The 26,602-nt window shown below is 66.7% G+C and carries 26 protein-coding genes, 1 other RNA gene and 1 pseudogene; 12 read left to right on the top strand and 16 right to left on the bottom strand.

All coding sequences use genetic code 11. The features are described 5' to 3' along the window. Nucleotide 1: 1 nt before the first annotated feature. A complete protein-coding gene (locus ABQE44_RS24645) occupies nucleotides 2-637 on the top strand; it encodes a class I SAM-dependent methyltransferase (protein WP_448395416.1) in 636 nt (211 codons plus the stop codon). A 21-nt stretch (nucleotides 638-658) separates the two neighbouring features. Here ABQE44_RS24645 and ABQE44_RS24640 read toward each other — a convergent pair whose 3' ends face one another. From ABQE44_RS24640 to ABQE44_RS24590, 11 genes are all read right to left on the bottom strand, one after another. After that, nucleotides 659-1,021 (bottom strand): DUF6285 domain-containing protein, encoded by a 363-nt coding sequence (locus ABQE44_RS24640; protein ID WP_448395417.1) that lies wholly within the window; start codon nucleotides 1,019-1,021, stop codon nucleotides 659-661. Beyond that, nucleotides 1,018-1,977, bottom strand: a complete 960-nt coding sequence (locus tag ABQE44_RS24635) for a phosphotransferase family protein (RefSeq protein WP_448395418.1) — start codon at nucleotides 1,975-1,977, stop codon at nucleotides 1,018-1,020. The genes ABQE44_RS24640 and ABQE44_RS24635 overlap by 4 nt, the downstream gene beginning before the upstream one ends. Beyond that, the gene (locus tag ABQE44_RS24630) at nucleotides 1,974-3,212 is read right to left on the bottom strand and encodes an acyl-CoA dehydrogenase family protein (RefSeq protein WP_448395419.1); all 1,239 of its coding nucleotides are present in this window, start codon (nucleotides 3,210-3,212) and stop codon (nucleotides 1,974-1,976) included. The genes ABQE44_RS24635 and ABQE44_RS24630 overlap by 4 nt, the downstream gene beginning before the upstream one ends. A 93-nt stretch (nucleotides 3,213-3,305) precedes the next feature. Continuing rightward, the gene (locus ABQE44_RS24625; protein ID WP_448395420.1) at nucleotides 3,306-3,926 is read right to left on the bottom strand and encodes a TetR/AcrR family transcriptional regulator; all 621 of its coding nucleotides are present in this window, start codon (nucleotides 3,924-3,926) and stop codon (nucleotides 3,306-3,308) included. A 7-nt stretch (nucleotides 3,927-3,933) separates the two neighbouring features. Continuing rightward, complete coding sequence (locus tag ABQE44_RS24620; RefSeq protein WP_448395421.1) at nucleotides 3,934-4,839, bottom strand: hydroxymethylglutaryl-CoA lyase; 906 nt, start codon at nucleotides 4,837-4,839, stop codon at nucleotides 3,934-3,936. Continuing rightward, complete coding sequence (locus ABQE44_RS24615; protein ID WP_448395422.1) at nucleotides 4,836-6,041, bottom strand: CaiB/BaiF CoA transferase family protein; 1,206 nt, start codon at nucleotides 6,039-6,041, stop codon at nucleotides 4,836-4,838. Before ABQE44_RS24615 ends, ABQE44_RS24620 begins: the two co-directional genes overlap by 4 nt. Then, nucleotides 6,038-7,219: an alpha/beta hydrolase family protein gene (locus ABQE44_RS24610; protein WP_448432429.1), complete on the bottom strand. Its 1,182-nt coding sequence runs from the start codon at nucleotides 7,217-7,219 to the stop codon at nucleotides 6,038-6,040. Before ABQE44_RS24610 ends, ABQE44_RS24615 begins: the two co-directional genes overlap by 4 nt. Then, nucleotides 7,219-8,331: a homogentisate 1,2-dioxygenase gene (locus ABQE44_RS24605; RefSeq protein ID WP_448395424.1), complete on the bottom strand. Its 1,113-nt coding sequence runs from the start codon at nucleotides 8,329-8,331 to the stop codon at nucleotides 7,219-7,221. The genes ABQE44_RS24610 and ABQE44_RS24605 overlap by 1 nt, the downstream gene beginning before the upstream one ends. Nucleotides 8,332-8,396: 65 nt before the next feature. After that, nucleotides 8,397-8,786: a nitroreductase/quinone reductase family protein gene (locus tag ABQE44_RS24600; RefSeq protein ID WP_448395425.1), complete on the bottom strand. Its 390-nt coding sequence runs from the start codon at nucleotides 8,784-8,786 to the stop codon at nucleotides 8,397-8,399. A 14-nt stretch (nucleotides 8,787-8,800) separates the two neighbouring features. Continuing rightward, nucleotides 8,801-9,964: an acyl-CoA dehydrogenase family protein gene (locus ABQE44_RS24595; protein WP_448395426.1), complete on the bottom strand. Its 1,164-nt coding sequence runs from the start codon at nucleotides 9,962-9,964 to the stop codon at nucleotides 8,801-8,803. Nucleotides 9,965-10,012: 48 nt separating this feature from the next. Then, on the bottom strand, nucleotides 10,013-10,570 hold the full coding sequence (locus tag ABQE44_RS24590) for a TetR/AcrR family transcriptional regulator (RefSeq protein ID WP_448432427.1): 558 nt from the start codon (nucleotides 10,568-10,570) through the stop codon (nucleotides 10,013-10,015). Between the two features lie 309 nt (nucleotides 10,571-10,879). Between ABQE44_RS24590 and ABQE44_RS24585 the strand changes: the two genes are divergently transcribed. Next, nucleotides 10,880-11,857, top strand: coding sequence for an esterase family protein (locus ABQE44_RS24585; RefSeq protein ID WP_448395428.1), 978 nt, complete (start codon nucleotides 10,880-10,882; stop codon nucleotides 11,855-11,857). A gap of 75 nt (nucleotides 11,858-11,932) precedes the next feature. Here the strand turns inward: ABQE44_RS24585 and ABQE44_RS24580 are convergent. From ABQE44_RS24580 to hisN, 4 genes and pseudogenes are all read right to left on the bottom strand, one after another. Next, nucleotides 11,933-12,565, bottom strand: a pseudogene (locus ABQE44_RS24580) (alcohol dehydrogenase catalytic domain-containing protein). A 122-nt stretch (nucleotides 12,566-12,687) separates the two neighbouring features. Next, nucleotides 12,688-13,902, bottom strand: a complete 1,215-nt coding sequence (locus tag ABQE44_RS24575) for an acyl-CoA dehydrogenase family protein (protein WP_448432425.1) — start codon at nucleotides 13,900-13,902, stop codon at nucleotides 12,688-12,690. A gap of 34 nt (nucleotides 13,903-13,936) precedes the next feature. Beyond that, nucleotides 13,937-15,340, bottom strand: coding sequence for an acyl-CoA dehydrogenase family protein (locus tag ABQE44_RS24570; RefSeq protein WP_448395430.1), 1,404 nt, complete (start codon nucleotides 15,338-15,340; stop codon nucleotides 13,937-13,939). Nucleotides 15,341-15,453: 113 nt separating this feature from the next. After that, entirely contained in the window at nucleotides 15,454-16,242 is a 789-nt protein-coding gene (hisN, locus tag ABQE44_RS24565; protein ID WP_448395431.1) for a histidinol-phosphatase, read from the bottom strand. 22 nt (nucleotides 16,243-16,264) lie between these two features. Here hisN and ABQE44_RS24560 point away from each other — a divergent pair, with 22 nt between their 5' ends. Continuing rightward, nucleotides 16,265-16,618 (top strand): hypothetical protein, encoded by a 354-nt coding sequence (locus ABQE44_RS24560; protein WP_448395432.1) that lies wholly within the window; start codon nucleotides 16,265-16,267, stop codon nucleotides 16,616-16,618. Between the two features lie 21 nt (nucleotides 16,619-16,639). Here the strand turns inward: ABQE44_RS24560 and ABQE44_RS24555 are convergent, their stop codons facing one another. Then, nucleotides 16,640-18,016, bottom strand: coding sequence for an FAD-dependent oxidoreductase (locus ABQE44_RS24555; RefSeq protein ID WP_448395433.1), 1,377 nt, complete (start codon nucleotides 18,014-18,016; stop codon nucleotides 16,640-16,642). A gap of 164 nt (nucleotides 18,017-18,180) precedes the next feature. Between ABQE44_RS24555 and prfB the strand changes: the two genes are divergently transcribed. The 9 genes from prfB (at nucleotide 18,181) to ssrA (ending at nucleotide 26,535) form a co-directional block, all read left to right on the top strand. Continuing rightward, a complete protein-coding gene (gene prfB / locus ABQE44_RS24550) occupies nucleotides 18,181-19,287 on the top strand; it encodes a peptide chain release factor 2 (RefSeq protein ID WP_448395434.1) in 1,107 nt (368 codons plus the stop codon). Continuing rightward, nucleotides 19,277-20,227: a mechanosensitive ion channel family protein gene (locus ABQE44_RS24545; RefSeq protein WP_448432423.1), complete on the top strand. Its 951-nt coding sequence runs from the start codon at nucleotides 19,277-19,279 to the stop codon at nucleotides 20,225-20,227. The genes prfB and ABQE44_RS24545 overlap by 11 nt, the downstream gene beginning before the upstream one ends. Then, nucleotides 20,220-20,672 carry an Rv3103c family proline-rich protein gene (locus ABQE44_RS24540; RefSeq protein ID WP_448432421.1) on the top strand — a complete coding sequence of 151 codons (453 nt, stop codon included), beginning with the start codon at nucleotides 20,220-20,222 and terminating at the stop codon, nucleotides 20,670-20,672. The genes ABQE44_RS24545 and ABQE44_RS24540 overlap by 8 nt, the downstream gene beginning before the upstream one ends. Before the next feature lie 20 nt (nucleotides 20,673-20,692). After that, on the top strand, nucleotides 20,693-21,382 hold the full coding sequence (ftsE, locus tag ABQE44_RS24535; RefSeq protein ID WP_448410613.1) for a cell division ATP-binding protein FtsE: 690 nt from the start codon (nucleotides 20,693-20,695) through the stop codon (nucleotides 21,380-21,382). Next, on the top strand, nucleotides 21,382-22,278 hold the full coding sequence (gene ftsX, locus ABQE44_RS24530) for a permease-like cell division protein FtsX (RefSeq protein WP_448395438.1): 897 nt from the start codon (nucleotides 21,382-21,384) through the stop codon (nucleotides 22,276-22,278). The genes ftsE and ftsX overlap by 1 nt, the downstream gene beginning before the upstream one ends. A 1-nt stretch (nucleotide 22,279) precedes the next feature. Then, entirely contained in the window at nucleotides 22,280-22,774 is a 495-nt protein-coding gene (gene smpB, locus ABQE44_RS24525; protein WP_448395439.1) for an SsrA-binding protein SmpB, read from the top strand. A 136-nt stretch (nucleotides 22,775-22,910) separates the two neighbouring features. Next, complete coding sequence (locus ABQE44_RS24520) at nucleotides 22,911-25,202, top strand: putative bifunctional diguanylate cyclase/phosphodiesterase (protein WP_448432419.1); 2,292 nt, start codon at nucleotides 22,911-22,913, stop codon at nucleotides 25,200-25,202. Nucleotides 25,203-25,217: 15 nt separating this feature from the next. Then, the gene (locus ABQE44_RS24515; RefSeq protein WP_448395441.1) at nucleotides 25,218-26,060 is read left to right on the top strand and encodes a maleylpyruvate isomerase family mycothiol-dependent enzyme; all 843 of its coding nucleotides are present in this window, start codon (nucleotides 25,218-25,220) and stop codon (nucleotides 26,058-26,060) included. Nucleotides 26,061-26,166: 106 nt separating this feature from the next. Then, nucleotides 26,167-26,535, top strand: a transfer-messenger RNA (tmRNA) gene (gene ssrA / locus ABQE44_RS24510). The last annotated feature ends 67 nt before the right edge of the window (nucleotides 26,536-26,602 follow it).

The raw sequence follows: 26,602 nt of genomic DNA, 5'->3' as shown, positions 1-26,602 counted from the left end.
CATGGATGTGACACCTACTCTCTCCCTATTCGACGACGCCTACAAGGCCGGTACCGCACCGTGGGTCATCGGCGAGCCGCAGCCCGCGGTCGTCGCCCTCGAACGGGCGGGCCTGATCCGGGGGAACGTACTCGACGTCGGCTGCGGCGCCGGCGAGCATACGATCGTGCTCGCCGGGCTGGGTTACGACGTGCTCGGCGTCGACTACGCCCCGTCGGCCGTCGACTACGCGCGCCGCAACGCCGCCGCCAAGGGCGTCGACGCGCGCTTCGAAGTCGCCGACGCAATGGATCTGGGATCTCAGCGTTACGACACCATCCTCGACAGCGCGCTGTTTCACATTTTCGACGCGGCGGACCGCGCGCGCTACGTGCGCAGCCTGCACGCGGCGTGCCGGGCCGGCGGGTTGGTCCATGTCCTGGCGCTGTCCGACCGGGGCCGCGGGTTCGGTCCGCAGGTCAGCGAAGCCGACATGCGGGGCGCGTTCGCCCAGGGCTGGACGCTGGACGGGCTAGCGGAGACCACCTACCGCGGTGTCGTGGCGCAGTCCCAGGCCGACGCCATCGGGTTGCCGCCAGGAACGGTCGTCGACGAGCCGGCCTGGCTCGCACGATTTCGGCGCGCTCATAGCCCGTGACGGGGCATAAGCGCGCCGAAATCACTCATTGGCGTAGCCCGGGTGGGTGATGTCGAGGCGGTGTCGCACCAGCGTGCGCAGCACCGGCAGCAACTCGGCGGCGCGCTTGTCGAGCTCACCGGCGCGGATCGCGGCGGCCAGTTGCGGTTCGTCTCGGTAACCGATGTCGGCCACTGCGGCGGTGACCTCGCCCGCGGAGGTGTCGAGCAGTTCGCGTTCGACGATGCGCAAGACGTTGGCCGCCACGCGCGCGTGGAAGTTGAGCTGCCCGGCGTCGGTGAACGGACTGTCCGGACCGGTGGCGCCGCGCACGTCGTTCTCCAAGAACCCGGCGACCGCGGCGACGAGTTCGGCCGCGGTCGGCCTACCGTACAGCCAGTTCATCGTGGGCCACCGCCTTCCAGCAGATCCAAGACGTCCCATTCGGTTTCGCTGACCCGGCGCCCGATCGCGGCGAGCTCGACCGACTCCGTCATGCCCGACAGATGCCGTTGGGCCTGATATCGGCAGATGACACCCCAGCGCAAGGTTGCGACGGCCAGCCACCACCGAAACGTGTCGCGGTCCAACGTCACCCCGGCCGCCGACTCGTAGGCCGACAGGAAGCTCTCGACGCTGCCCAGTCCGCCGGCGCCGAGGTCTTCGGCTGCGCCGAAGCGCCACGCCCGGATACAGAACCAGGCCAGGTCTTCATAGACCTCGCCGACGTGCACCAGTTCCCAGTCCAGCACCGCGGCCAGACCGTTGTCGTCGACGATCAGGTTGCCCATTCGAAAGTCGCCGTGCACCAATACCTGCGGCGTCGGGGCGGGACGGTTGCGTGCCAGCCAGCGAAACGCCCACTCGAACGTGGCTGTGGTGTCCCCCATCTCGTCGAGCCGGTCACGCCACTCGGAGAGCTGGTCCGACGGCGGCACGTCGATGCCCTGGTAGTCGGCGCGGTGGATCGCGGCCAGCGCGTCGGCGCATTGCTTCAGCAGTCGCTTGCGCCCGCCGTCGTCGAGGGTGCGGTAGATTCTGCGCACGATCGTCTCGCCGTCGATAGCATCGCAAATCAGGTACGGATTACCCAGCGCTGCAGGGGAGTTGTCGGCGGTCAGGATGCGGGGCACCGGTGCGTCGGCAGCTGCGGCGCGCTGTTGCACGGCGGCTTCCAGCTCCATGCTGGCGTGCACGTCGTCGGGTGGTCCGGTGCGCAGGATGAGCGCCAGGCGGGTATCGGTGACCGCGTCGAAGGCCCACGTGGTGCGGCTGGCGCCGCCGGTCAGCCTGTGCAGGTTCTCGACGACGACGTCGGTGCCGAGCACCGGCTGCAGCACCGACTCCAGGGCTTGTTTCACTTGCGGCCGAACCCGAAGAGCCGCTGCGCCACCCGGCGGATCTGAATCTCCTCGGCGCCCTCGGTGATGCGGTAGCGGCGATGGTGACGGTAGATGTGCTCGAACGGTTCGTGTCTGCTGTAGCCGACGCCGCCGAACACCTGCATTGCGCGATCGGCGGCCTCACACACCAGCCGGTTAGCGCGGTAATTGGCCATCGACACCTTGTCGGATACCTCCATGTGGTGGTTGCGGTCCAATTCCGTGGCGGCGTAGCGGACCAGCAGCCGCACCATCTGCGCCTCGGTCTGCAGTTCGACCAGCGGCCACTGCACCGCCTGGTTCACCGATAGCGGTTTGCCGAATACCCTGCGCTCGCTCGCATAGGCCACCGCCCGGTCGATGCAGTGCTGGGCGGCACCCAGGCTGCTGGCGGCCTGGCGGATCCTGTTCTCGTGCAGGAAGGTCTGGCCGACCTCGAGCCCGCGGTCGACCTCGCCGAGCACGGCGTCGGCGGGCACCCGGACATCGTTGAACTCGACCTCGCCGTGATCGGTCGGCATGTTGAACGTCCACCAGTAGTACGGCACCGTGACACCCGGGGTATCCATCGGAACCAGGAACGCCGTGATGCCGCGCGCCTGACCGTCCTCGCCAGAGGTGCGCGCGAACACCAGGTCGTGGGTGGCGCGGTGCACGCCGGTGTTGAACCGCTTGGCGCCGTTGATAACCCAGCTGTCGCCGTCGCGCACTGCGCGGGTCTCCATCCAGGTGGCGTCCGAGCCGTGGTTGGGTTCGGTGAGGCCGAATGCCATCGACCGCTCACCGGTGATCAGCGCCTCGGTCCAGACCTTCTTCTGGTCGTCGGTGCCGAACCGGTCCATCATGATGACCTGCGGGAAGTTGCCGACGATCGAGGATTCGTCCTGCAGGTCGTTGTGCAACCCAAGCCCTTTGTGTGCCAAGTGTTCCCGGATGACCGCCATGTCCAGGTTGGAGCCGTCGCGGCCGCCGAACTGTGCCGGCAATCCGTAGCGCAACCAGCCGGCCTTGTCGGCGCGTTGCCGCATCTCCGAAAGCAGGTCCTCCCACTCCCGCCTCGGGATACCGCCGTTGTCCCAGTCGGTGCGCGCATGCTCGCGGCGATGGTCGAAGTACTGGATGTGCTCGCGCTCCAGCGGCTTGATTTCGGCCTCGATGAAAGCATCCATCTCGGTGAGCAGGTTCTGCAGGCGGTCGGGGAGGGCGAAATCCACGGTGATTCCTTTCAATTGGTTCGCCCAGCGCACGGTTGTTCGCGGGTCCACTCGCGATTTGTATACAACAACCGTGCGCTGGGCGGCATTGGGCTAGCGGCCATACAGCGTCTTCTTCCAGATCTTGGCCAGCGTGGCTATCGCGTCCTCGTCGGTGAGTTCGAGGTCCAGACCCGAGCCGCCGACGAAGACGGTGGTGAAGTTCTCGAACAGCAGCGCGATCGCGGCCGCGGTATGTTCGGGATCGAGGTCCTCAGCGTAGCCCTGCGCCTGCGCACGGCATACGGAGGCGGCGACGACGTCCATGCCGAGCCGGCGAAACTCGTTCTGTACGAGGGCGAACCGTGGTTGGGTGGCGGCGAGTTGGGCGACCGCGATCATGATGCCGATGTTCTGCTTGAACATGTTCCAGTAGCCGGTGACGACCGAGCGGAAGAACGCGTCGTCATCGGGCGAGTCAGGCAGCGTCAGGTTCGAGCCCGACGGCTCCACCACGTCGTGCAGAAAGGACTGCGCGAGCGTGGCCAGCAGGTCTTCCTTGTCGGCGAAGTAGCGGTAGAACGCTGCGGGCGACTTACCCGCCGCCGAGGTGATGTCGCTGAGCGTGGTGCCGTGAAACCCGCGTTCAGCGAACAGTTTTCGGGCTGCCCGCTCGATGGTCTCCCGGGTCTGGCGACCCTTGGCGCTGAGTGTCGCAGATGTCGCCGTGGCCACGTCGGTCTCAGCCCAGTATCCGGTCGCCGGCGCGCAACAGCGAGCTGGGTAGCTCATGTCCGACGACGCGCTGCGCGACTTCGGCGGCTGCGATCGCGGACGGGAGGTCCACGTCGACGTGGATTCCGCTGTCACGCAACAGATACACCAGGTCCTCGGTGGCGATGTTGCCGCTGGCACCCGGCGCGAAGGGGCAGCCGCCGAGCCCGCCGGAGGACGCGTCGAGCCGGGTGATCCCGGCGCAGACCGCGGCGTAGGCGCTGGCCAGCCCGGCGCCGCGGGTGTTGTGGAAGTGCGCCCCAAGGGGGCGGTCACCGACGAACGGGCGGATCCGGTCGATGAGCTCGGTGACCCGCCGCGGCGTGGTGGTGCCGATGGTGTCGGCGATGGCGAGCCGGTCCACCCCGGCGTCGGTTGCCGCGGCCACGATGTCGACGACGCGCTGCGGCGGGGTCGGCCCGTCGAACGGGCAGTCCCACGCGGTGGCGATGATGACTTCGACGGATACCCCGCTGTCGTGGGCGATCGCGACGATCTCGGCGATCTGCGCGGTCGCCTCCGCGGTGCTGCGCCCGACGTTGGCGCGGCTGTGCCCGTCGGTCGCCGAGACCACGTACTCGATCGACGACAGCCCTGCGGTGATCGCGCGCTTGGCGCCGTTGGGGCTGGCGACCAGCGCGGAGAACTCGATGTCGGGGAAGTTGTGCAGCTGCGCGGCGAGCTCGGCCGCGTCGGCCAGCGCGGGCACTTTGGTGGGCGAGACGAACGCCGTCGCCTCCATCTCACGCACGCCGGTGGCGGCCACGGCGGCCAGCAGTTCGAGCTTGGCCGCCAACGGAATGGGATCTTCGATCTGCAGACCGTCGCGCAGCGAGACGTCGCGGATGTCGACATGGTCGGGTAGCTCGCTCACAGCGTTCCTTCCGCCCGCAGCGCATCGAGTTCGTCGGCAGACTTGCCGAGCAGGCCGCGGTAGATCTCATCGTTGTGCTGGCCGGGGGCGGCCGAGCCGGCATTGCGCACCGTGCCCGGGGTGTCGGAGAGCACCGGCACGATCCCGGGCCCCAGCACCGAGCGTTCGACGCGTTCGTCCCAGTGCTCGACCAGCATGCCGCGCGACCGCAGCTGCGGGTCCTCGACAACCTCGGCGACGGTGTTGATGGGGCCGGCGATCACCCCAGCGGCGCTGAGGGTTTCGATGATGTCGTCGGGGGCCCGCTCCGCCGCCCAGTCGCCGATGATCCTGTCGAGTTCGTCCTGGTTGCGGCCTCGGGCGCCGTGGTCGGCGAACCGGTGGTCGGTGGCGAGTTCAGGGCGGCCCATCGCGCCGCAGAGCCGGCGGAACACGGTGTCCTGGTTGGCCGCGATCACCACCCAGCTGCCGTCGGCGCTGCGGTAGATGTTCGACGGCGCAATGCCTTCGAGCCGGGTGCCCGACGGCCCTCGGACCACCCCGCCGACGTCGTAGTCGGGAATCGTGGACTCCTGCACCGCCAAACACGCCTCGGTCAGTGCGGCGTCGACGACCTGGCCCTCACCGGTGACCGTGCGGCGGTACAGCGCGGCCAACGCGCCCTGCGCGGCGAACATGCCCGCGAGGCTGTCGCCCAGCGACAGCGCCAGCCGCGGCGGTGGGCCGCCGGGAAAGCCGTTCATGTGCCGCAGCCCACTGGCCGCCTCGGCGACCGAGGCATATCCGGCCTTGTGGGCCTCGGGTCCGGTCTGCCCGTAGCCGGAGACGCGGACCAGGATGATGCCGCGGTTGCGCTCGCGCAGCACGTCGTAGCCGAGGTTCCACTTCTCCAGCGTGCCCGGCCGGAAGTTCTCCACGATGAGGTCGGAGCGCTCGACCAGCTCGAGAAATAGCGCCCGACCGGCCTCGGTGCGCAGGTTGAGCGTGACGGCCTTCTTGTTGCGCGCGTGCACCGTCCAGAAGAAGCGGTGCCCGTCGAGTTCAGCCTGGCCCCAGGTGCGCAACGGGTCGGGCGCTCCTGGCGGCTCGATCTTGATCACCTCGGCCCCCATGTCGCCGAGCAGGCGCCCGGCGAACGGCCCGGAGATCAGCGTGCCGACCTCGATGACCCGGATACCGTCGAGCGGACCAGCCACGCTCATAGCGAGAACCCGTGCCTGTGCAGCCAGTCGGTGACGACGCCGACCGCGGCGCGCAGTTTGTCGCGCTGGTCGGCGCCCGCGTAGTAATGGTTCGCGCCAGGGATCTCGTGCATCTCCTTGTCATGATGCCCGATCGCCTCGAAGAGTCTGCGGGTATGGCTCGGCGTGCACGCGTCGTCGGCCAGGTTGCCGATCACCAGCGTCGGCACCGCGATGTCGGCACCGCACTTGACGGCGTCGCCGTTGGCGTCGTCGTAACTCCACTGCGACAACCAACTGCGCAGCGTGCAGAACCGGGCCAGGCCGACGGGGCTGTTGTTGACCACCTGCGGGTCGCCCAGATAGCAGGTGCCGGGCGCGCGTTCGTTGGGATCGACGGCCGGGTCCAGCCAGCGCGGGTCGGCCATCGTGCCGTGCACGACGAACGCGAACTCGTCATCGGGCCGGCCGTCAGCGGCCAGTTTGGCTAGTTTTTCCCTGACCCACTTGGTGATTCGGCGGTTGCGGTCGATCTGCGCTTGGCGGTAGCGGGCCAGGAACTCCTGGGTGTAGGGCGGCTGGTTGGGGTTGTCCGGGTTGTACAGATCCAACTCGGGATCGCGTCTGGACGGGTCGAACTCGTCGAGGATCGACGCGTCGAGCCACTCGGTCATGGTGCCGTGGCGGCTGATGTGGGCGGCCAGCAGCATCAGCGCGTCGGCGGGGATCAGGCCGAGCTTGGTCAGGTCCGGGCCGTCGCCGGACGGGCTGGCCGTAATCGTGGGGTGTTGGGCCTGCTGCTGGTAGAACACCGACAGCGACCCGCCGCCGCTCCACCCGGCCAGCACGACCTTTTCGTAGCCCAACCGGTTCTTGGCGTCCTTGATGCACTCGCCGAGGTCCTCGACGACCTTCTCCATCAGCAGCGCCGAGTCGGTGCCCCGAAACCGGCTGTTGCAGTAGATGACGTGATGGCCTGCTCGGGCCAGGCCGTTCATCATCGGCAGGTACGCGCCGCCGCCGATCGGGTGCATGAACACCAGCACGGTATCGGACGGCTTGGCCTTGGGCCGCAATAGGTGGCTTTCCAGCACCACCAACTCGGCCACCCCGCCGTACACGTCGCGCACACCCGAGTTGTTCTGGTATGCAACGAGATAGGGGATACGCTCGTATTCGTGCTTCACCGCGGTTGTCATCAGTGTTGCCCCAGGTCGTTGGCGAGAACTTCCTCCGACGGGACGAGTCGGCGTCGGGTGTCGACGGCGATCACCGACCAGTCGACCCGCTGGTGGTCGTCGAACTTGCGCCGCGCTCGCTCGCGAGCCTTCTCCGGTGCGCCGTGGTGAACACCTTGCGGCGCATGCGAAATCAACCCGGGTGGCATCGGGATGCCGTAGAGCGATCCGCCGTGGAAGAACGCGATCTCGTCGTAGTCGACGTTGCGGTGATACCACGGGGTGCGTTCGGTCCCTGGCACGCTCTCGGCGGGTTTGGGCAGGAAGTTCATCACGTAGACACCGGTGGCCTCCATGAATAGGTGCACGGTCGGCGGCAGGTGCACGCTGTCGGAGGTGACCACGTTGTAGTCCTCGATGTTGAACGTGAACGCGAAGTTGTCCCCGCGCCACCCTTCGACGTCGAGCGGATGGTGTTGGTAGTAAAGCGATGTCGGCCCGCCGGGTACCGACGGGTGGATCAGCCGCACCTCGTATTCGCCGTCGACGGTCGGGCCCGCACCGTCCTCTGACGGGGCGGGCTCCGGAATCGTGGCCTGCGACGGGTCGAACGGAAAATGGCGTCCGAGCTGGCCCGGTGGTGGCACCCGGAACTCGTCGGTGGCTTGCACCATCAGCATGGTGGTCTCGGATTCGGGCACTTGCCGCCACGTGCACGCCTTGGGCAGGTACACCCAATCGCCGGTGCGGTAGGTCAGCGGGCCGAACTCGGTCTCGAACAAGCCCGCTCCGGCATGTACGAAGCACAGCAGATCGCCGTCCACGTACCGGGTGTAGAACGGCATCGGCTCACCGCGCCGACTCAACGACACCCGGCAATCGGGGTTGGAGAACAGCAATAGCGGGCCGCCGGCCGCGTCGGTGGCGTCGCTGGGCTTGAGCTCGCTGGACAACACGTCGAGAGGCCGCAGCGGCCCCTTGCTGCGGTAGGCGGTGGGATCGTTGCGGCGATACATGTTCGCCGTGCGGCCGGTGAACCCGCCGCGCCCCAACTCGTCGTCCTTCAGCCCGTCGAGGTCGGCGTGTAACCGCCGCGGCGTTCGGCCTTTGCGCAGGTGGACGAATGATTCCATGGCGACTCCCTCGACGTGGCCGGTACAGAACTAAAACTGACTTTAGTTTTAGTTCCGGTGTCCGGTCAATCGGTGAGGTCGACGCGCACGGTGAGCAGGTTGGTGCCAAACGTGCGCACGCCCAAGCTGTTGAACCCAGGCAGCGACTGCAGCCGCTCGTGCGGGTCGTCGTCGGGCATCAGATGCGCGACGCCGTTGTGCCAGCGCCCGTTGAGCCGCACCCGCACGTTGGGGTTGGCCTTGATATTGCGGATGTAGTGAGACTTGTCCCCGAACTCCGAGACGAACCAGAACTGGTCGCCGACGCGCTTGCCGCCCAACGGGGTCTGGCGCGGCTGGCCGGTCTTGCGGCCGGTGGTCTCCAGCAGGGTTTGGAACGGCATCAGTCGCGTCAACCGGTTCGCGACGTTCTTCTGGAAGAGCATCGTGATCTTGTCGCGTAGGTCCTTGGCCATGGTTCCCCTTCGGTCTAGATCATTGCGGTGCGTGACACTTTCATACCCAGTCTGAGGGCGCCGGCCAGTTCGCGGCTGGTGTCGTAGTCGAACACCACGTGCCCGGCGATCACATCGACGTCGCGCCTGATGCGTTGCAGCGCGTTGTCCACGAAGTGCGCGCTCGCGCCCGACGCTTCCAGGACCAAACCGATCACCGCGCGCGATTCGGCCACGATGTGCGCGGCGGCCAGGCGCGCCGCCGCGCGCACCGGCCGCCCGATCTCATCGCCTGCGCCGAGGCCGGTTTCGATCTCGCCGACCGTGTCGGCCAGCAGGGCGCGCAGCGCGCGCAACCGCACCTCGGCCTCGGCGAGCCGGGCCTGGGCGATCGGTTTGTCCTTCTGCATGACGCCCTCATAGGCCAGCATGCGCGCCGAAAGCCGTTCGGCGTAGATCTGGACAGCGCGTTCGGCGCTGCCCAGCGCGGGCATGGCCGCCAGCAACGCCAATGCGGGCACCATCGGCCACCGGTAGGTGTCACCGTCGTGCAGGGCGGCGCCGGGCGCGGTGCCGGTATAGATGTCGACGACCCGCACGAGGCGGTGCTCGGGTACGAACGCGTCGGCGATCACCACGTCATTGGAGCCGGTGGCGCGCATGCCGTCGGTGTGCCAGACGTCATCGATGGTCACCGCGTCGATGGGCAGCAGCGCCAGCGCGGGGTAGATGGCGTCGTCCGGCCCGCACAATGCTCCGACGATGATCCAGTTGCCGTCCATCACTCCGGTGGCCCAGGACCATCGGCCGCTCACGCGCACCCCGCCAGTAACCGGCACACCGCGTCCGGTGGGTGCCAGGGGAGCGGGGGCCAAAAATGGGCGCGTCGCGAACGCCTCCTGCTGGGCCCGTTCGTCGAACAGCGCGAGCATCCAGTTGTGCAGGGCGTAGAAACCGATCGTCCACGCGCTCGAGGCGCAACCGTGCGCCATCCGGCGCACCGGGTCGAGCAGCGAGGGAAACGCGCCCTGTTCACCGCCGTAGCGCGCGGGCACCAACAACTCCGTGAAACCGGTCGCCGTGAAGTCGCTGACCGTGTCGGCCGGCAGCCGCCGCAGCCGCTCGGCTTCGACGGCGCGATCGGCGAGTTTGGCCACGAACTCGCTGGTAATCGCGTCGGCTGCGGAGAACGTGGGCATATCGGCGGACGCTACCATACTTTTTTGTATGGAAAGCGGGTGTGCGGGTCAGCGCCGCAGCATGATGTCGAGGAAACGTTCCCGCTGGTCGGCCGCCCGGGAACTGGGCCGACGACCGGGCAGGTGCAGAAAGCCGATACCGGCGGCGAAGGTGGCGTTGGCACGCAGGTCGGCTTCGTTGGCGTCGAACCCGTGATCACGAAACGCCTGCCGGACCGCGTCCAACACACGTTGATCCGAGGCGCGCACGCTGGCGGCCACCGCCGGATCGGTGCGGGCCCACTCGCGCATCGCCCGTTCCAATGTCCAGTGCCGCGGCGTCACCAGGGACGCCATCATCTGCGACAGTCGCGCGCGTGGCGGCATGCCACTCGCGTCGGCGAAGAACCGTCGATCCTCGTCGCGCAGTTCGCCCCACGCCTTCACGAGCGCGGCGCGATAGCTGGCCATATCGGAGAAATGCCAGTAGAAGCTGCCTTTGGTGGCCCCGACGCGGGCACACAGCCGGTCGAGCTTGAGGGCCTTGATGCCTTCCTCGGCCAAGATCGTGTAGCCGGCTTCGATCCAGCTGTCCACCGACAGCCGCGACACCCGCTCATTAGCCATGAACCGCAGCCTACGACCCCAAAACGAGCCCCACCGGGCCCTCGATCACCGCGTTGTTGCGGGCCGATTCGCAGAGTAGGTTGGCGCAGGCAAATCAGCAGTCGTGGCCGGTCGGGCTTTCTCACATGCTGGTCACATGTTTTACTGCTCACGCGACAACTGAAGTTTCTCGGTCCGTTCGACGGCCCCGGGGCAGTCGAGCGGGCACGACGACGCAGTGAAGACATCGCTGCGCCGTCGATGGCGATCGCTCGATCGCCGGGGAATGGGGTGTTAACCCGGTAGACCGGAAATGGATGGAATTGCAGTATGAGCGTCATTGACAAGATCCGTGGCCCATGGGCCCGTCGGTTCGCGGTGGCCGCGGTAGCGGCGGCTGTGATGCCCGGCCTGCTGGGCCTCACCGGAAACACCGCCACCGCCGAGGCGTTCTCCCGGCCTGGCTTGCCGGTGGAGTACCTGATGGTGCCGTCACCATCGATGGGCCGGGATATCAAGGTCCAGTTTCAGCCCGGCGGCCCGCATGCGGTGTATCTGCTCGATGGTCTGCGTGCCCGCGACGACTACAACGGCTGGGATATGGAGACCCAGGCGTTCGAGTGGTTCTACGAATCGGGCCTTTCGGTCGTCATGCCGGTCGGCGGACAGTCCAGCTTCTACAGCGACTGGTACCAGCCGGCGTGCGGCAACAACGGCTGCCAGACCTACAAGTGGGAAACCTTCCTGACCAGTGAGCTGCCGCAGTGGCTGTCCGCCAACCGGGGCATCTCGACCACCGGCAACGCCGCAGTCGGCCTGTCGATGTCGGGTAACTCGGCGATCATCCTGTCGGTCTACCACCCCGACCAGTTCATCTACGCCGGAGCGCTGTCGGCGTTCCTCAACCCGTCCGAGGGCACCTGGCCGTTCCTGATCAACATGGCGATGGGTGATGCCGGCGGGTTCGACGCCAACGACATGTGGGGCAGGACCGAGGACCCCAACAGCGCGTGGCTGCGTAACGACCCGATGGTGCAGATTCCCAAAATTGTCGCCAACGGCACCCGCCTCTGGGTGTACTGCGGTAACGGCACGCCCAACGAGCTGGGTGGGGCGAACCTGCCCGCCGAGTTCCTCGAGGGTCTGACGATCCGCACCAACATCACGTTCCGCGACAACTACATCGCCGCGGGCGGCAACAACGGCGTGTTCAACTTCCCGCCGTACGGCACCCACAGCTGGGAGTACTGGGGCCAGCAGCTGCAGGAGATGAAGCCTGACCTGCAGCGCTACCTCGGCGCCGCCTGACGGTTCAACACAACGCGAAGATCCCCGGTTGTGCTCGGTTCGCCCGAGCGCCGGGGATCTTTGCGTCGGCGTGCGTCAGAACCCGCCGGCCACCCGCACCACCGCGCGCCCGGAGTACTGCCCGCCACGAATCTCGTCGAGCACCCCCACGACGTCCTTGACGTCGACATCGCGGGCGTAATCCGAGAGGTGTGCTGGCTTCAGCGGACCGACGCTGACCGAGCCGACGCCGCCCGTCGCGCCGGTGACCACCACCGGCCCGTCGTCCGGTGTGACGCCGTGGCGCTGCAGCGCCTACACGCTCATCGCGGCGGTGAAGCCGGCCGTGCCGATCGCGGCGCCCTCGCGTGGGCTCAACCCGCCGAGTTTGACGACCCAGTCGGCAGGAAGCCGGGCGTACTCGGCGTAGCCGCCGTGGCGCCCGGTGCCGATGTCGTAGCCGTGGGCCAGCACCGCGTCGCCGACCGCGAACTCATTGGAGGTCGACGCCACGACCTCGCCGGCGAGATCGATGCCCGGCACGATCGGGTAGTCGCGCACCACACCGCCTTTGGGGGTGAGTGCCAGCGCATCCTTGTAGTTGGCGCTGGAATAGAGCACGCGGATCGTCAGGTCGCCGGGGGGCAACGCCGATTCGTCCAGCGTCTGGACTTGCGTTTCGATGCGATCTTCGACCTGCTGCGCGACCAGCGCCTGAAAGCTCTCCATGGCTCTCGACGTTAGTCGCCGCATGCTTTTCTTCGGCGAGCAGACGCAAAGTCGCATGAATCTTGGCGGATTTGTACGACTTTGCGTCTGCTCGCCAGAGGAGGTGCTCGGCCTAGAAGTAGTTACTTCAGTTCGGCCGAGGACAGGCCCAACAACCGGCGCGCCACCACAAGCAACTGGATCTGCTGGGTGCCCTCGAAAATGTCGAGGATCTTGCTGTCGCGCGCCCACTTCTCCAGCAGGGTCTGCTCCGAATAGCCGACAGTGCCGGCCAATTCGACGGCCTTGAGGGTGACGTCGCTGGCGACACGGCCCGCCTTGGCCTTGCCCATCGACGCTTCCTTGGAGTTGGGGATGTCGTTGTCGGCCTGCCATGCCGACCGCACCATCAACAGATAGGCAGCCTCCCAGTCGGATTCCATCCGCAAGAACTCCGCGGCCGGGGCGCGCTGGGCGTGCGACGGCTTGTCGTAGGAGATCTCCACCCCGGCCTCGGTGAGGATCTTGCGGAGTTCCTCCAGTGCGGCGCGGGCGATGCCGACGGCCATCGCGGCCACGACCGGGCGGGTGTTGTCAAAGGTCTCCATGACCCCGGCAAAACCCTTCTCCACGTGGATTTCCGGGCTGCCGAGCAAGTTGTCCTTGGGGATGCGGGCGTTGTCGAACCGGATCACCGCGGTGTCGGAGGCCTTGATGCCCAGCTTGTCCTCGAGCCGTTCCACGGTGACACCGGGGTGCTCGCGCGGAACGATGAACGACTTGATCGCCGCCCGGCCCAACGACTTGTCCAGCGTCGCCCACACCACGATGTGGGTCGCCCGGGATCCGGCGGTGACGAAGATCTTCTCGCCGTTGATCACGTACTCGTCACCGTCGAGGGTGGCCGTCGTCGACACCGCAGCCGAGTCGGAGCCGAAGTCGGGTTCGGTGATGGCCATCGCCGCCCAGACGTCCTTGCCGAGCCGCTCCAGCTGCTCGGGGGTGGCCACGCTACTGATCGCGGCGTTGCCGAGCCCTTGACGCGGCACCGACAGCATCAATGCCACATCACCCCAACTGATCTCCATCACGTTGAGCACCGCGGACATGTTGGCGCCGTTGTGGTTTGCAGCCCTGGGCTCGTCACCTTCGCGGAACGCCTCGGCGCCGGCGAACGCGATGGTCTTGGCCTCAGAGATGCCCTCGAACAGGGTGGCCAACGTGTCGAGCTCGACAGGGTATTCGTGCTCGCGCAGATCCCACTTGCGCGAGATCGGCCGCAGCATCTCCGCGGCGCCCTGATGGGCCTTCTCGATGACCGCCTCGAGCTTCTTCGGCAGTTCCAGATTGATTGCCATGATTCGTCTTTCGGATAGGCCAGGTAAGTGTCAACTAGATGAGCACGACGCCTTCGGCGACGCCGATCGCGCGCAGATCGCGGTACCAGCGTTCGACGGGGTGTTCCTTGGTGTAGCCGTGGCCACCGAGGAGCTGCACGCCGTCGAGGCCGATCTGCATGCCCTTGTCGGCGCCGAGGCGCTTGGCCAGCGCGGCTTCCCGGGCGAACGGCAGCCCCTGATCGGCGCGGGATGCTCCGCGCCAGGTGATCAGCCGCAGCCCGTCGAACTCGATCGCCATGTTCGCGCACATGAACGCCACCGCCTGCCGGTGCGCGATCGGCTCACCGAACGCGTGCCGCTCCTTGACGTAGGGCACCACGTAGTCGAGCACCGCGTGCGCGGTGCCGACCGCCAGCGCCGCCCAGCCCAGCCGCGACAGCGCGACGGCCTCGGAGTAGTCGCGGTCTAAGTCAGCCGGTGGCGCCTCCTCCTCGCCCAGCCGCGCCGACAGCGGCACCTTCACCCCGTCCAGGGTGACCCGGCCGAGTGCCGCGGCGCGGATGCCCATGCTGGGATCGGCCGTCACGCTGAGCCCCTCAGCTGACGACTCGACGATGAACAGCGCCGGCTTGCCGGCCAGTTGTGCTGCCACGATGAAGATTTCGGCGGCCGCCGCGGCAGGAACCAGCGACTTGACGCCGTCGAGGCGGTAGCCGCTGGGGGTGCGCACCGCCGTCGTCTTCAGCGCCGTCGGATCGAAAAGAGCATGCGGTTCGGCGATCGCCACGCAGCCTTGGGGGACGTTCTCGCCGGCGAACTCCTTGAGGTAGGTCGCCTGCTGATCGGCGCTGCCCCAGTGGGTGAGGGCCGACGCGACACCGGCGGGCGCCAGGATGGGCAGCGCCAACCCCATGTCGCCGTAGGACAGCGCCTCGGCGACCAGCACGTTGGTGACCGCCGCCCGATGCCCAGCGATCCCGTCGAAGTTCTCGGGCACGTTGATCGCGGTGATCCCGATCTCGGCGGCCTTGCTGACGAGATCGTCGGGATACGACGCGGAATCGTCGGCTTCGCGGGCGGCCGGGCGCATCACCTCTTCGGCGAACTGGTTGACCGTCTCGACGATCATCTGCTGTTCGTCGTCGGGGGTCAGGTCGAAGTAGTCGGAGCCACTGGTCTTCAGCCGCGTCGGGCCGCTGGTGCTGCCCGACACCCGCTTGAACTGCCGAGTGGCCGCGCCGGCGACCGAGAACGCCTGTTTGACGCCGTACCTCAGGCCACGGTTGAGCGGATCACGCAGCTTGTAGCGGTCGAGGAACTCCTGACCGACCAGCGGCGTCACCAGGGCCAGGCCCAGGTCGGTCACGGTGCGCTTGTGTTTGTGCAGGCCGACGGCGCTTTCCTTGCCGGTGCGCCGGGGCTTTGATCCGTTTTTCGACGGCAGGGTATTGGTCATTTTCAGCTGCCTCGCTATGGGAATTGTCGTTCGCGCTTACCGAACTGACTCCAGAGTAAGGTATCGGAACTGACTCTTGAGTAAGATCGTTGGCTTTGTAGCGCACCTCACAGCTACGGCGCAGAAAGCCTGGCCAGGACCGCTTCGTGCAACAGGCCGTTGCTGGCCACCGCGCTGCCGCCGTGCGGACCGGATTTCCCGGCCAGGTCAGTGAAGGTGCCGCCGGCTTCCCGCACCAGGATGTCGAGGGCGGCCAGATCCCACAGCGACACTTCGGGTTCAGCGGCGATGTCGACGGCCCCCTCCGCCAGCAGGCAGTAGGACAGGAAGTCGCCGTAGCCCCGCACCCGCCACACGTCGTCGGTCAACCCGATGAAGTGCTCGCGCAGTCCACGCACCGCCCAACCCGACAGGCTGGAGAACGACAGGCTCGCCGAACCCAGGTCGTCGACCTTCGACACCCGCAGCCGCCGCTCGGGTTGCGCGCCCGCGCGTGCATAGGCGCCGTGCTCCGCACGTGCCCACCAACGTCGTTGCAGCGCAGGGGCACTCACCACACCGAGCACCGGGATGCCGTCCTGCAGCAGGGCCAGCAGCGTCGCCCACACCGGCACCCCGCGGACGAAGTTCTTGGTGCCGTCGATCGGGTCGACCACCCACTGGCGCCCGGTGAACTCCGTGGTGCCGCCGAACTCTTCGCCGAGCACCGCATCGTCGGGCCGGTGTTCACCAAGCCGTCCGCGGATCATCGACTCGACATCGAGGTCGGCGTCGGTGGCCGGCGTCAGGTCCGGTTTGGTTTCCACGACAAGGTCGACGGCACCGAAGCGGGCGGTCGTCAACGCATCGGCCTCATCGGCGAGCGTCAGCGCCAACGTCAGGTCATCGGCCTCGGAACTCATGCTGTGGTCCTACCATGTCGGTGTGTGGGAATTCCTGGCGATGTTGCTCATCATCGGTGCCCTCGTCGTGATCGCCGGGCCCATGCTCATGCGTCGTCGCGGCGCCGGAGCCGACTGGCCGTCGGGCACCTTGCTGGTCACCGGGGTCAGCCCACGACCCACCGACGTCACCGGGCAGCAGTACGCGACCATCACCGGCGTCATCAACGGGCCCACGGTCAACGAGCACGTGGTGTACCAGCGCCTCGAGGTCGATGTCGACAACTGGCCCACGATGGGCGCACTGTTCCCCGTCGTGTACTCACCGAAAAACCCCGACAACTGGCGGTTCGCCCCGCAGGAGGGCCCGCCGGCGCAGGATCCGCCGCCGGCCTGAGTCCCCGGCGCCTGCCGTCGTCTAGCGGTGTCCGATTCGCAGCAACTCGACGATGCTGGTCACCTTCACCCGGGGCCGACCGTGCGGTTCACCTGCCGAGCGCTCGTACTCGTCGATCAGCTTCCAGTGCTCGCTGGTGATCACCTTGGGCTGGCACCGCGTCAGCCACCGCGCGAGCTGCTCGGCGTGATCGGCGTCGCGCTCGGGCAACTCGGCCTCGCTCAGGTCGGCGATCAAGGTGTCGACGGTCTCCTGTGAGTCGCTCTTGTTGCTACCGATGACACCGGTGGGCCCGCGCTTGATCCAGCCGACGACGTACTCGTTGCGGCTGCCCTCGACGCGCCCGCCGGTGTGCGGGATGGTGCCGCTGCGCTCGTCGAACGGAAGGCCCGGGGTGGGCACGCCGCGGTAGCCGACCGCGCGCACCACCAGTTGGGCCGGCACCTCCTCGCGCTCACCGGTGTCCTTGGCGACGACGCGGCCGTTGTCGGTGACCAGTTCGTTGCGGCCCAACACGATGGACTCCACCTTGCCGTCGCCTTTGATCTCGATCGGGGAGGTGCGGAACCGGAACACGATGCGCCGTTTGGCGCCGCGCGGTGGCTGCTCGGCGTATTTGCGCAGCACCTTGATGTTGTTGCGCACGGTCTTGCCCGCCGCGTCGAGATCCTCGTCGGTGATGTCAGCGAAGTCGTCGGGATCCACGATCACGTCCACGTCGGCCAGGCCGTCGAGGTCACCGAGCTCACGCAGCTCCAATGTGGTGAACGGAGCCTGTAGCGGGCCGCGCCGACCGACGATGAGGACCTCCTCGACGCCGCGGTCGTGCAGCGCCTGCAGCGCGTGATCGGCGATGTCGGTGGCGGCCAGCACATCGGGGTCGGTGACCAGGATGCGGGCCACATCCAACGCCACGTTCCCGTTGCCGATGACCACGGCGCGCCCGTTCGACAGGTCCGGCCCGATCTCCCCGAAATGCGGGTGCGCGTTGTACCAGCCGACGAAGTCGACGGCGGCGACGCTGCCGGGCAGATCCTCGCCGGGGATGCCGAGCGGCCGATCGGATTGGGCGCCGACGGCATAGATCACGGCGTCATACCGTTCGGCCAACTCGGCGGCCTGCACGTGCTCGCCGACCGCGATGTTGCCGAAGAAGCGGAACCGGGGGTCGGCGGAGGTCGCCTCGAACTTGGCGCTGACCGACTTGATCTTGGGATGGTCGGGTGCCACACCGGAGCGCACCAACCCCCAGGGGGTGGGCAGCATCTCGAGCATGTCGACGCGCACGTCGCGCTTCTGATCGGAGTCGTCTTGGGCATCGGCGAACTTCAGCAGCGATGCCGCGGCAAAGTAACCCGAGGGGCCCGAGCCGACGATCGCCACGTGGTATGGACGCATACCTCAACCTTCTGTAGAACCTTCTGTAGGCCGTGTCACTGCCCTGGCGAGACGCAGGGGGCTGTCGCGTCCTCGCGGGCCTGGTTACCCACCCGATGCTAAACGTGCGGTCGCCTCGTTGCCGCCAGTGATCCAGAACCGACACGCCGGTACGCTGATTTCTCGTGGATGCCGACCGTCAAGCCGATATCGCAGCCCTGGACTCCACCCTGACCACGGTGGAGCGGGTGCTCGACATCGAAGGGCTGCGCAGTCGGATCGAGAAGCTGGAACACGAAGCCTCCGATCCCAGTTTGTGGGACGACCAGACCCGCGGGCAGAAGGTCACCAGCGAGTTGTCACACACCCAGGGCGAGTTGCGGCGCGTCGAGGAGCTGCGTCAGCGCCTCGACGACCTGCCGGTGCTCTACGAGCTGGCCGACGAAGAGGGCGGTGCCGACGAGCTGGCAGAGGCCGACGCTGAGCTCAAACAGTTGCGCGAGGACATCGAGGCGATGGAAGTGCGCACGCTGTTGTCGGGGGAGTACGACGAGCGCGAGGCGGTTGTCACGATCCGGTCCGGCGCCGGCGGGGTGGACGCGGCGGATTGGGCCGAGATGTTGATGCGGATGTACATCCGCTGGGCCGAGCAGCACGGTTACCCGGTCGAGGTGTTCGACACCTCCTACGCCGAAGAAGCGGGCATCAAGAGCGCGACGTTCGCGGTGCACGCCCCGTTCGCCTACGGCACGCTCTCGGTCGAGCAGGGCACCCATCGGCTGGTGCGGATCAGCCCGTTCGACAACCAGAGCCGCCGACAGACGTCGTTCGCCGACGTCGAGGTGCTGCCCGTGGTGGACACCACCGACCACATCGACATCCCGGAAAGCGATGTGCGCGTCGATGTGTACCGCTCCAGCGGCCCCGGCGGTCAGTCGGTCAACACCACCGACTCCGCAGTCCGGCTCACCCACGTTCCGACGGGGATCGTGGTGACCTGTCAGAACGAGAAGTCGCAGCTGCAGAATAAGGTGGCCGCGATGCGGGTACTTCAAGCGAAGTTGTTGGAGCGCAAGCGCTTAGAAGAACGCGCTGAGCTCGATGCGTTGAAAGGCGACGGAGGTAGTTCGTGGGGCAACCAGATGCGTTCCTACGTGCTGCATCCGTATCAGATGGTGAAGGACCTGCGCACCGACTACGAGGTCGGAAACCCGGCGGCCGTATTGGACGGTGACATCGACGGGTTCCTCGAAGCCGGAATTCGGTGGCGCAACAGACGCGATGACGAGTAGCAGCTATCTAGCATTTTCGCCGGCCCAGGGCTGGCATGACTTCTGGCACGGCAACATCGGCGAATGGATCCTCACCAAGGGGCTTCGCATCACTGTCTTGCTGCTCGCCGCCGTGCTGATCGCCCGGTTTATCAACTGGGCGGCGCACAAAATCACCCGACGACTCGAAGTGGGTTTCGAGACCGGCGACGCGCTGGTGCGTTCGGAGGCGTCCAAGCACCGGCAGGCCGTCGCATCGGTGATTTCGTGGGTGTCCATCGTGCTGCTCGGTGTGGTGGTCGCCGTACAGATCACCAACATCGTCAACGTGCCGGTCGGCTCGTTGGTGGCGCCGGCGGCCGTACTGGGCGCGGCGCTGGGTTTCGGCGCCCAGAACCTGGTCCAGGATCTGCTCAGCGGATTTTTCATCATCACCGAAAAGCAATACGGCTTCGGCGATTTGGTGGAGCTGAACATGCTCGGCGCACCCGACGGCGCGCAGGGCACCGTGGAGGACGTCACGTTGCGGGTCACCAAGCTGCGCACCGCCGACGGCGAGGTGTTCACCATTCCGAACGGCAACATCGTGCGCTCGTTGAACCTGTCCAAGGACTGGGCGCGTGCGGTGGTCGACATCCCGGTGCCCGTCACCGCCGACCTCAACCGCGTCAACGACGTCCTGCACGAGGTGTGCGAGGCGTCGATGGACGACCGCCTGCTCAAGGACCTGCTGCTGGACGCCCCGTCGCTGATGGGTGTGGAAAGCATCAGCCTCGACAACGTCAACGTTCGGATGGTGGCGCGCACGCTGCCCGGTAAGCAGTTCGAGGCCGGCAGGCGGCTGCGCGTGCTCGTGGTCCGCGCGCTGAGCGGCGCCGGCGTCGTCACCCAGACCGGAGCGACACCGGCCGTGGAAACCCTGCCCCCTGCGGCAGCCAAGGCGGAGCGACCCGGTGGCTGAGCGCAAATTCCGCGTCCCGAGCCGTCTGTTGGGCGGCCGGCTCCGCACGTCGACAGTTGTGCTGATCGTGGCCTTCGCCGCGGCGGTGTGGCTGCAGCAGACCTACGAGCCCGCACCGGAGCCGCCCCCACCGTCAACGCAGTTCGTGCCGCCGGGCTTCGTCCCTGACCCCAACTACACGTGGGTGCCGCGCACCAACGTGCGCCGCACGACCGAACCGTCGTACCCGACGACCACCACGCCAACCACCACCACGCCAACCACCACCATGACCACGCCGACCTCGCCGACCTCGCCGACCGAGACGACGCCGACCACGACCCTGGACCCGGACGGGCCGGGCCCGTTGTCGCCGCAGACCGACACCGCCGAAACGGCTCCGGAGACTTCGCCGCCGACCGCGCCGGGCGAGCCGCCGGTGACGACGACGGCTCCACCCAGCTAGTCCCGCTACACTGGCCGACCGTGATCACCCTCGATCGAGTCTCCAAGCAGTACAAGTCGTCGGCGCGCCCTGCGTTGGACAACATCTCGGTCAAGATCGACAAGGGCGAGTTCGTCTTCTTGATCGGGCCATCGGGATCGGGCAAGTCGACGTTCATGCGGCTGCTGCTGGCCGAAGACACGCCGACGTCCGGCGACATCCGCGTCTCGAAGTTCCACGTCAACAAGCTTCCGGGCCGACACATCCCCGGCCTGCGCCAGGTGATCGGCTGCGTGTTCCAGGATTTCCGGCTGCTGCAGCAGAAGACCGTGTTCGAAAACGTCGCGTTCGCGCTGGAGGTGATCGGCAAGCGCGGCGAGGTGATCAACCGGGTGGTGCCCGACGTGCTCGAGATGGTCGGGCTGTCGGGCAAGGCCAACCGGCTGCCCGCCGAGCTGTCCGGCGGTGAGCAGCAACGCGTGGCCATCGCCAGGGCGTTCGTCAACCGGCCGCTGGTGCTTTTGGCCGACGAGCCGACCGGCAACCTCGACCCGGAAACCAGTAAGGACATCATGGACCTGCTTGAGCGCATCAACCGCACGGGCACGACGGTGCTGATGGCCACCCACGACCATCACATCGTCGACTCGATGCGTCAGCGCGTTGTCGAGCTCGAACTGGGCAGGCTGATTCGTGACGAGCAGCGCGGCGTGTACGGAATGGACCGCTAGTGCGCTTCGGCTTCCTGATCAACGAGGTTCTGACCGGATTTCGTCGTAACGTCACCATGACGGTGGCGATGATCCTGACCACCGCCATCTCGATCGGCTTGTTCGGCGGTGGGCTGCTGGTGTTGCGGTTGGCCGACCAGTCGCGCGACATCTATCTCGATCGGGTGGAGAGCCAGGTCTTTTTGACCAACGATGTCTCCGCCAACGACCCGACCTGCGATGCCGACCCGTGTCAGGCGCTGCGTGAGCAGATCGAGAACCGAGATGACGTGCGCTCGGTGCGTTTCCTCAACCGCGATCAGGCCTACGAGGACGCGATCCAGAAGTTCCCGCAGTACAAGGACGTCGCCGGGCGCGACGCGTTTCCGGCGTCGTTCATCGTCAAGCTGGAGAACCCTGAACAACACCACGAGTTCGACGAGGCCATGGTCGGCCAGCCCGGCGTGCTCAACGTGCTCAACCAGAAGGACCTCATCGACCGGCTGTTCGCGGTGCTCGACGGCATCAGCAACGCGGCGTTCGCCGTGGCGCTGGTGCAGGCGGTCGGCGCGGTGCTGTTGATCGCCAACATGGTTCAAGTCGCGGCCTACACCCGTCGTACCGAGATCGGCATCATGCGACTGGTCGGCGCCAGCCGCTGGTACACACAGTTGCCGTTCCTAGTGGAGGCGATGCTCGCCGCGCTCATCGGGGTGATCATCGCGATCATCGGGCTGATCGTGGTGCGGGCGTTGTTCCTGGACAACGCGCTCAACCAGTTCTATCAAGCCAACCTGATCGCGAAGGTCGACTACGCCGACGTGCTGTACTTCAGCGCCCCGTTCATGCTGTTCCTGGGGCTCGCGATGTCCGGTGTCACCGCCTACATCACGCTGCGGCTCTACATACGGCGCTGATATGGCCAAAAAAGCCGACCCGACCAGGTCCAGTAACAACAAGGTCGTCGCGACCAACCGCAAAGCGCGACACAACTATTCGATACTGGAAACCTTCGAGGCCGGCATCCAGCTGGTGGGCACCGAGGTGAAGAGCCTGCGCGAGGGGCATGCGTCGCTCGCCGACGCGTTCGCCACCGTCGACGACGGCGAGGTGTGGCTGCGCAACGTGCACATCCCCGAATACCACCACGGCAGTTGGACCAACCACACCCCGCGGCGCAACCGCAAACTTCTGTTGCACCGTCGGGAGATCGACCGGCTGATCGGGCGGATCCGCGACGGCAACCTGACCCTGGTGCCGTTGTCGCTGTACTTCTCCGACGGCAAGGTCAAGGTGGAGTTGGCGTTGGCGCGCGGTAAGGAGGCCCGCGACAAACGCCAGGACCTGGCCCGCCGCGATGCGGACCGGGAGATCATCCGCGAGCTGGGGCGGCGCGCCAAAGGCATGACCTGATCGATCGGGCTGATGGCGGGAGTGCGCCCGTCACGCCGTAACTTTCCCTCCCGCAAAAGTTGGATGCGGTATTTGCCGAGCGGGCCGGGCTACCGCTTCGGTTAAGGCATCATGACGAAGCGGGAAGGTGGAAAGCGTGTCGCTCAGGGGTCAGCGGAGGCGTTACGGCGACTTGCTGGCCCTGCTCGTGCTGGTCGTGGTGAACGCGCTGGCCCCGTGGGGACACGACGTCGCCACCGCCGGGTTGACGGCGTTGCAGGCGGTGCTGGGCACAGTGATCGTGGTCCGAGGCTTGGCGGTGGCACGCAGGATGCACGGTCCGTCTCGATGGTGGCGAGTGCTCATCGCCGTCTCTTGTCTGAGCTGGCTCATCGGCGAGTTGCTGTGGTGGACGGACGGGGGTTCGGCCGGCGGTCGCGTGGCGGGCGCGAGTGAGATCGTGGCGTATCTGCTCCCTGCGGTGCTGATCTTCGCTGCCGTGATCGTGCTGGGCCGTTCGGACGGCTTGGCTGCCGGTACTGCGACCATTCCGGTGCGCCCGTATTCCCTCGTCGCTTTCGTGCTGGACGGGGTGGTGGCCGCCATCGCGTTCTCGCTACTGTCCTACATCGCCGGATACGGCGGACTGGCTGCCGCGGCGTTCCCTCGGTCGAACGACCCCGCCGTATTGGTGATTTATTCGCTACTGCAATTGTGCGCGGTGGTGGCGGCGGTGTCCTTGGCCATTGTTTACCGGCCCGGCCGGCCGTCTCGGGCAAACTGCCTGCTGCTGACCGGCGGAATCATGTTGCTCACGTCAGCGGACCGGATCGTGGCCTATTTCCGGACCGTCGGTGTGCACAACGGTGACCTGTGGGGCGGCGGCCTGTTCGTCATCGGAATGGTGCTGGTGGTGTACGCGCTGGCCGAACCGAAACCACGATCGGACTCGGCGGCGCAAGCCGGTGATCGGGTGATGGACTGGGTCCAGCTGCTCCTGCCGTACGCCGGATTTGTCGGCAGTGCAATGCTTTACGGCTACCACGTGATGATCGGCCAGCAACTTGACGCGGTGCTGGTCAGTGGAGCGGTGGTGATGGTCGTGCTGGTCGCCGCGCGCCAAGCCCTTGCGATGCGCGCACAGCAGCGGCTCACAGTGCGACTGTACGACGCACAGCGCCGGCTCGAGCACCAAGTGCACCATGACACATTGACCGGGCTGCCGAACCGGTTGTTATTCGGCAAGAGACTCGAAAGCGCCGCCGCCAGAGGCGATTTCGTGCTGATATTCGTCGACCTCGACGACTTCAAGGACGTCAATGACCGGTTCGGGCACGCCGGCGGTGATGCATTGCTGCGTGCCGTAGGCGAACGTCTCCTTCGATGCGTGGCAGAGACAGACACCCTGGCCCGCATCGGCGGCGACGAGTTCGCAATCCTGATCAACGGCGAAATGGCGCCCCCCGAAGTCGTCGCCGACCGCATCCAGGCGGCGCTTCGAGAGCCGTTCGCCGTGCACGGTGCCAGTGTGCAGATCCGCGCCAGCATGGGCCTGGTTCGGCACCGCGCCGACGAAACCAGCCAGACCCCGGACGATCTGCTGCGCAAGGCCGACCAGTCGATGTATGAAGGCAAGCGCCTGGGAAAAGACATCGCCGTGGTCTATCCGTCGATCGCGGGTCTGGCCGTGGACTTTCCCACCGCGCTGCGCCACGCCCATGGCGATGCGCCCACCGGGTTCAACCTGCTCTACCAGCCGATCGTTCGGCTGCCCGAGGCGACTCCGGTGGCCGTCGAGGCGCTCGCGAGGTGGACAGCGCCCGACGGCACACAGATCGCGCCTGAGACGTTCGTGGCGGCTGCCGAGGCCGCGGGGCTCGGGCATGTCCTGGACGCGATGATCCTGGATCTGAGCTGTCGGGAGTTCACCGCCGCTGGCACGGACCTTGATTTACATGTGAACATCGGGGCGGCGCGGCTACATGGGGGTCGTTTTCACGACATCGTGGCCAGGACCCTGGCCCGCTACGGTATGGAGCCCAGCCGGTTGACGCTGGAGATCACCGAGACCGTGCCAATCATCGATCTCGACGAGGCGGCCGCACAGATCGAGCGGCTCAACGCCTTCGGAGTCAATGTCGCTCTGGACGATTTCGGCGCTGGATACAACTCGTTGACCTATCTGCACGCGTTGCCTGTCCAGGTCGTCAAACTCGACCGCAGCCTGGTGGCCGGCGTCGAACGGGCGCGGGACGTGACGTTGTACCGGTCGGTGATCGCAGTGTGCAACCCCTTGGGCCTGGAAGTGGTCGCCGAGGGTGTCGAGACCGACGAGCAGGCGGAGATGGTGTTTCTCGCCGGCTGCGGCTTGGCGCAGGGGCACCTGTTCGGAAGAGCTACCGGTATCGCCGACCGTGCGGTCGAATCTCTTACCGTCGACAGACCGTAACGGTACGGTCAGGCCGTGAGCTCCTCGCGTCCAGTGACGAATCTCGACAAGAGCGCAGTCCTCAACGCCCTGTTCGCCGAGTGGCGAATTACCGCCGACCTGTTGACGGGTCTCTCCGAAGCCGACTGGAAAGCGGCCACGGCGCTGCCCGGCTGGACGGTGCACGACGTCACGGCGCACATGGTTGGCACCGAATCGATGTTGGCGGGCGCGGACACCCCGGACACCGATGTCGACGTGTCCGCGCTCGAGCATGTGCGCAACGACATCGGGGCGATGAACGAACGCTGGGTGCGCCGGCTGCGCCAAATCGGCTCCGCGGAGCTGCTCGAGCGGTTCCGCGCCGTCACCGCCGGCCGCCGCGAGGCGCTGACGGCGATGTCCGAGGACGAATGGAACGCCGTCACGATGACCCCGGCCGGACCGGACAGCTACGGACGGTTCATGCGGGTGCGGGTCTTCGACTGCTGGATGCACGAGCACGACATCCGCGACGGCGTCGGTCTCCCGGCCTCCGATGCCGAAATGGCGGGACCCGCCGCCGAGCAGGCGCTCGACGAGATGGCGGCCAGCATGGGTTTCGTCGTCGGAAAGCTGGGCGGGGCGCCCGACGGCTCCCGGGTGTCGATCGAGCTGACGGGTCCGCTGGGGCGCACGATCAACGTGGCGGTCGCCGGTAGGGCACAGGTGGTCGACGACTTCGGCGGCGAGGAGCCCACGTCGACGATCCGGCTCGACGGCCTGCTGTTCACGCGGCTGGCCGGTGGACGCACCGCGTTAGACCACGCTGCGGTCACCTACGGCGGCGACGAGGCCGTCGGCAGGCGGATCGTCGAGCGCCTCAACTACGTAATCTGACTGGTCCTTCGCGGCCGGGAAGATATCGGTGGAACACATTGTTGATCAGGGCGTACCATGAATGGTCCTGCCGGTTTCGGCAGGTGATGTTTGGACAACTAGACAAGGGGCTGAACGGTTTCGACTTCGAGTGTCGAATCAAGGGAAGCGTGCCGGTGCAGGCAAGAGACCACCGTAAGCGTCGTTGCAACCAATTAAGCGCCGATTCCAATCAGCGCGACTACGCTCTCGCTGCCTAAGCGACAGCTAGTCTGTCAGCCCGGGAGAGCCCTCGACCCGGTGTCTGGCATCAGCTAGAGGGATCCACCGGTGAGTCCGGTCGCGGGACTCATCGGGACAACCAACAGCGACTGGGATCGTCATCTCGGCTTGTTCGCGTGACCGAGAGATCCGAGTAGAGGCATAGCGAACTGCGCACGGAGAAGCCTTGAGGGAACACCGCAGGACCCGGGTTCGATTCCCGGCAGCTCCACAACCATGGTGAAGCGGGCCAGAGTGAAAGCTCCGGCCCGCTTCGTTTTTTCGGATGCCTGGCGCCACCG

This window comes from Mycolicibacterium sp. XJ2546, assembly GCF_053483195.1.
This window is presented reverse-complemented; position numbering and strand designations above follow the sequence as displayed.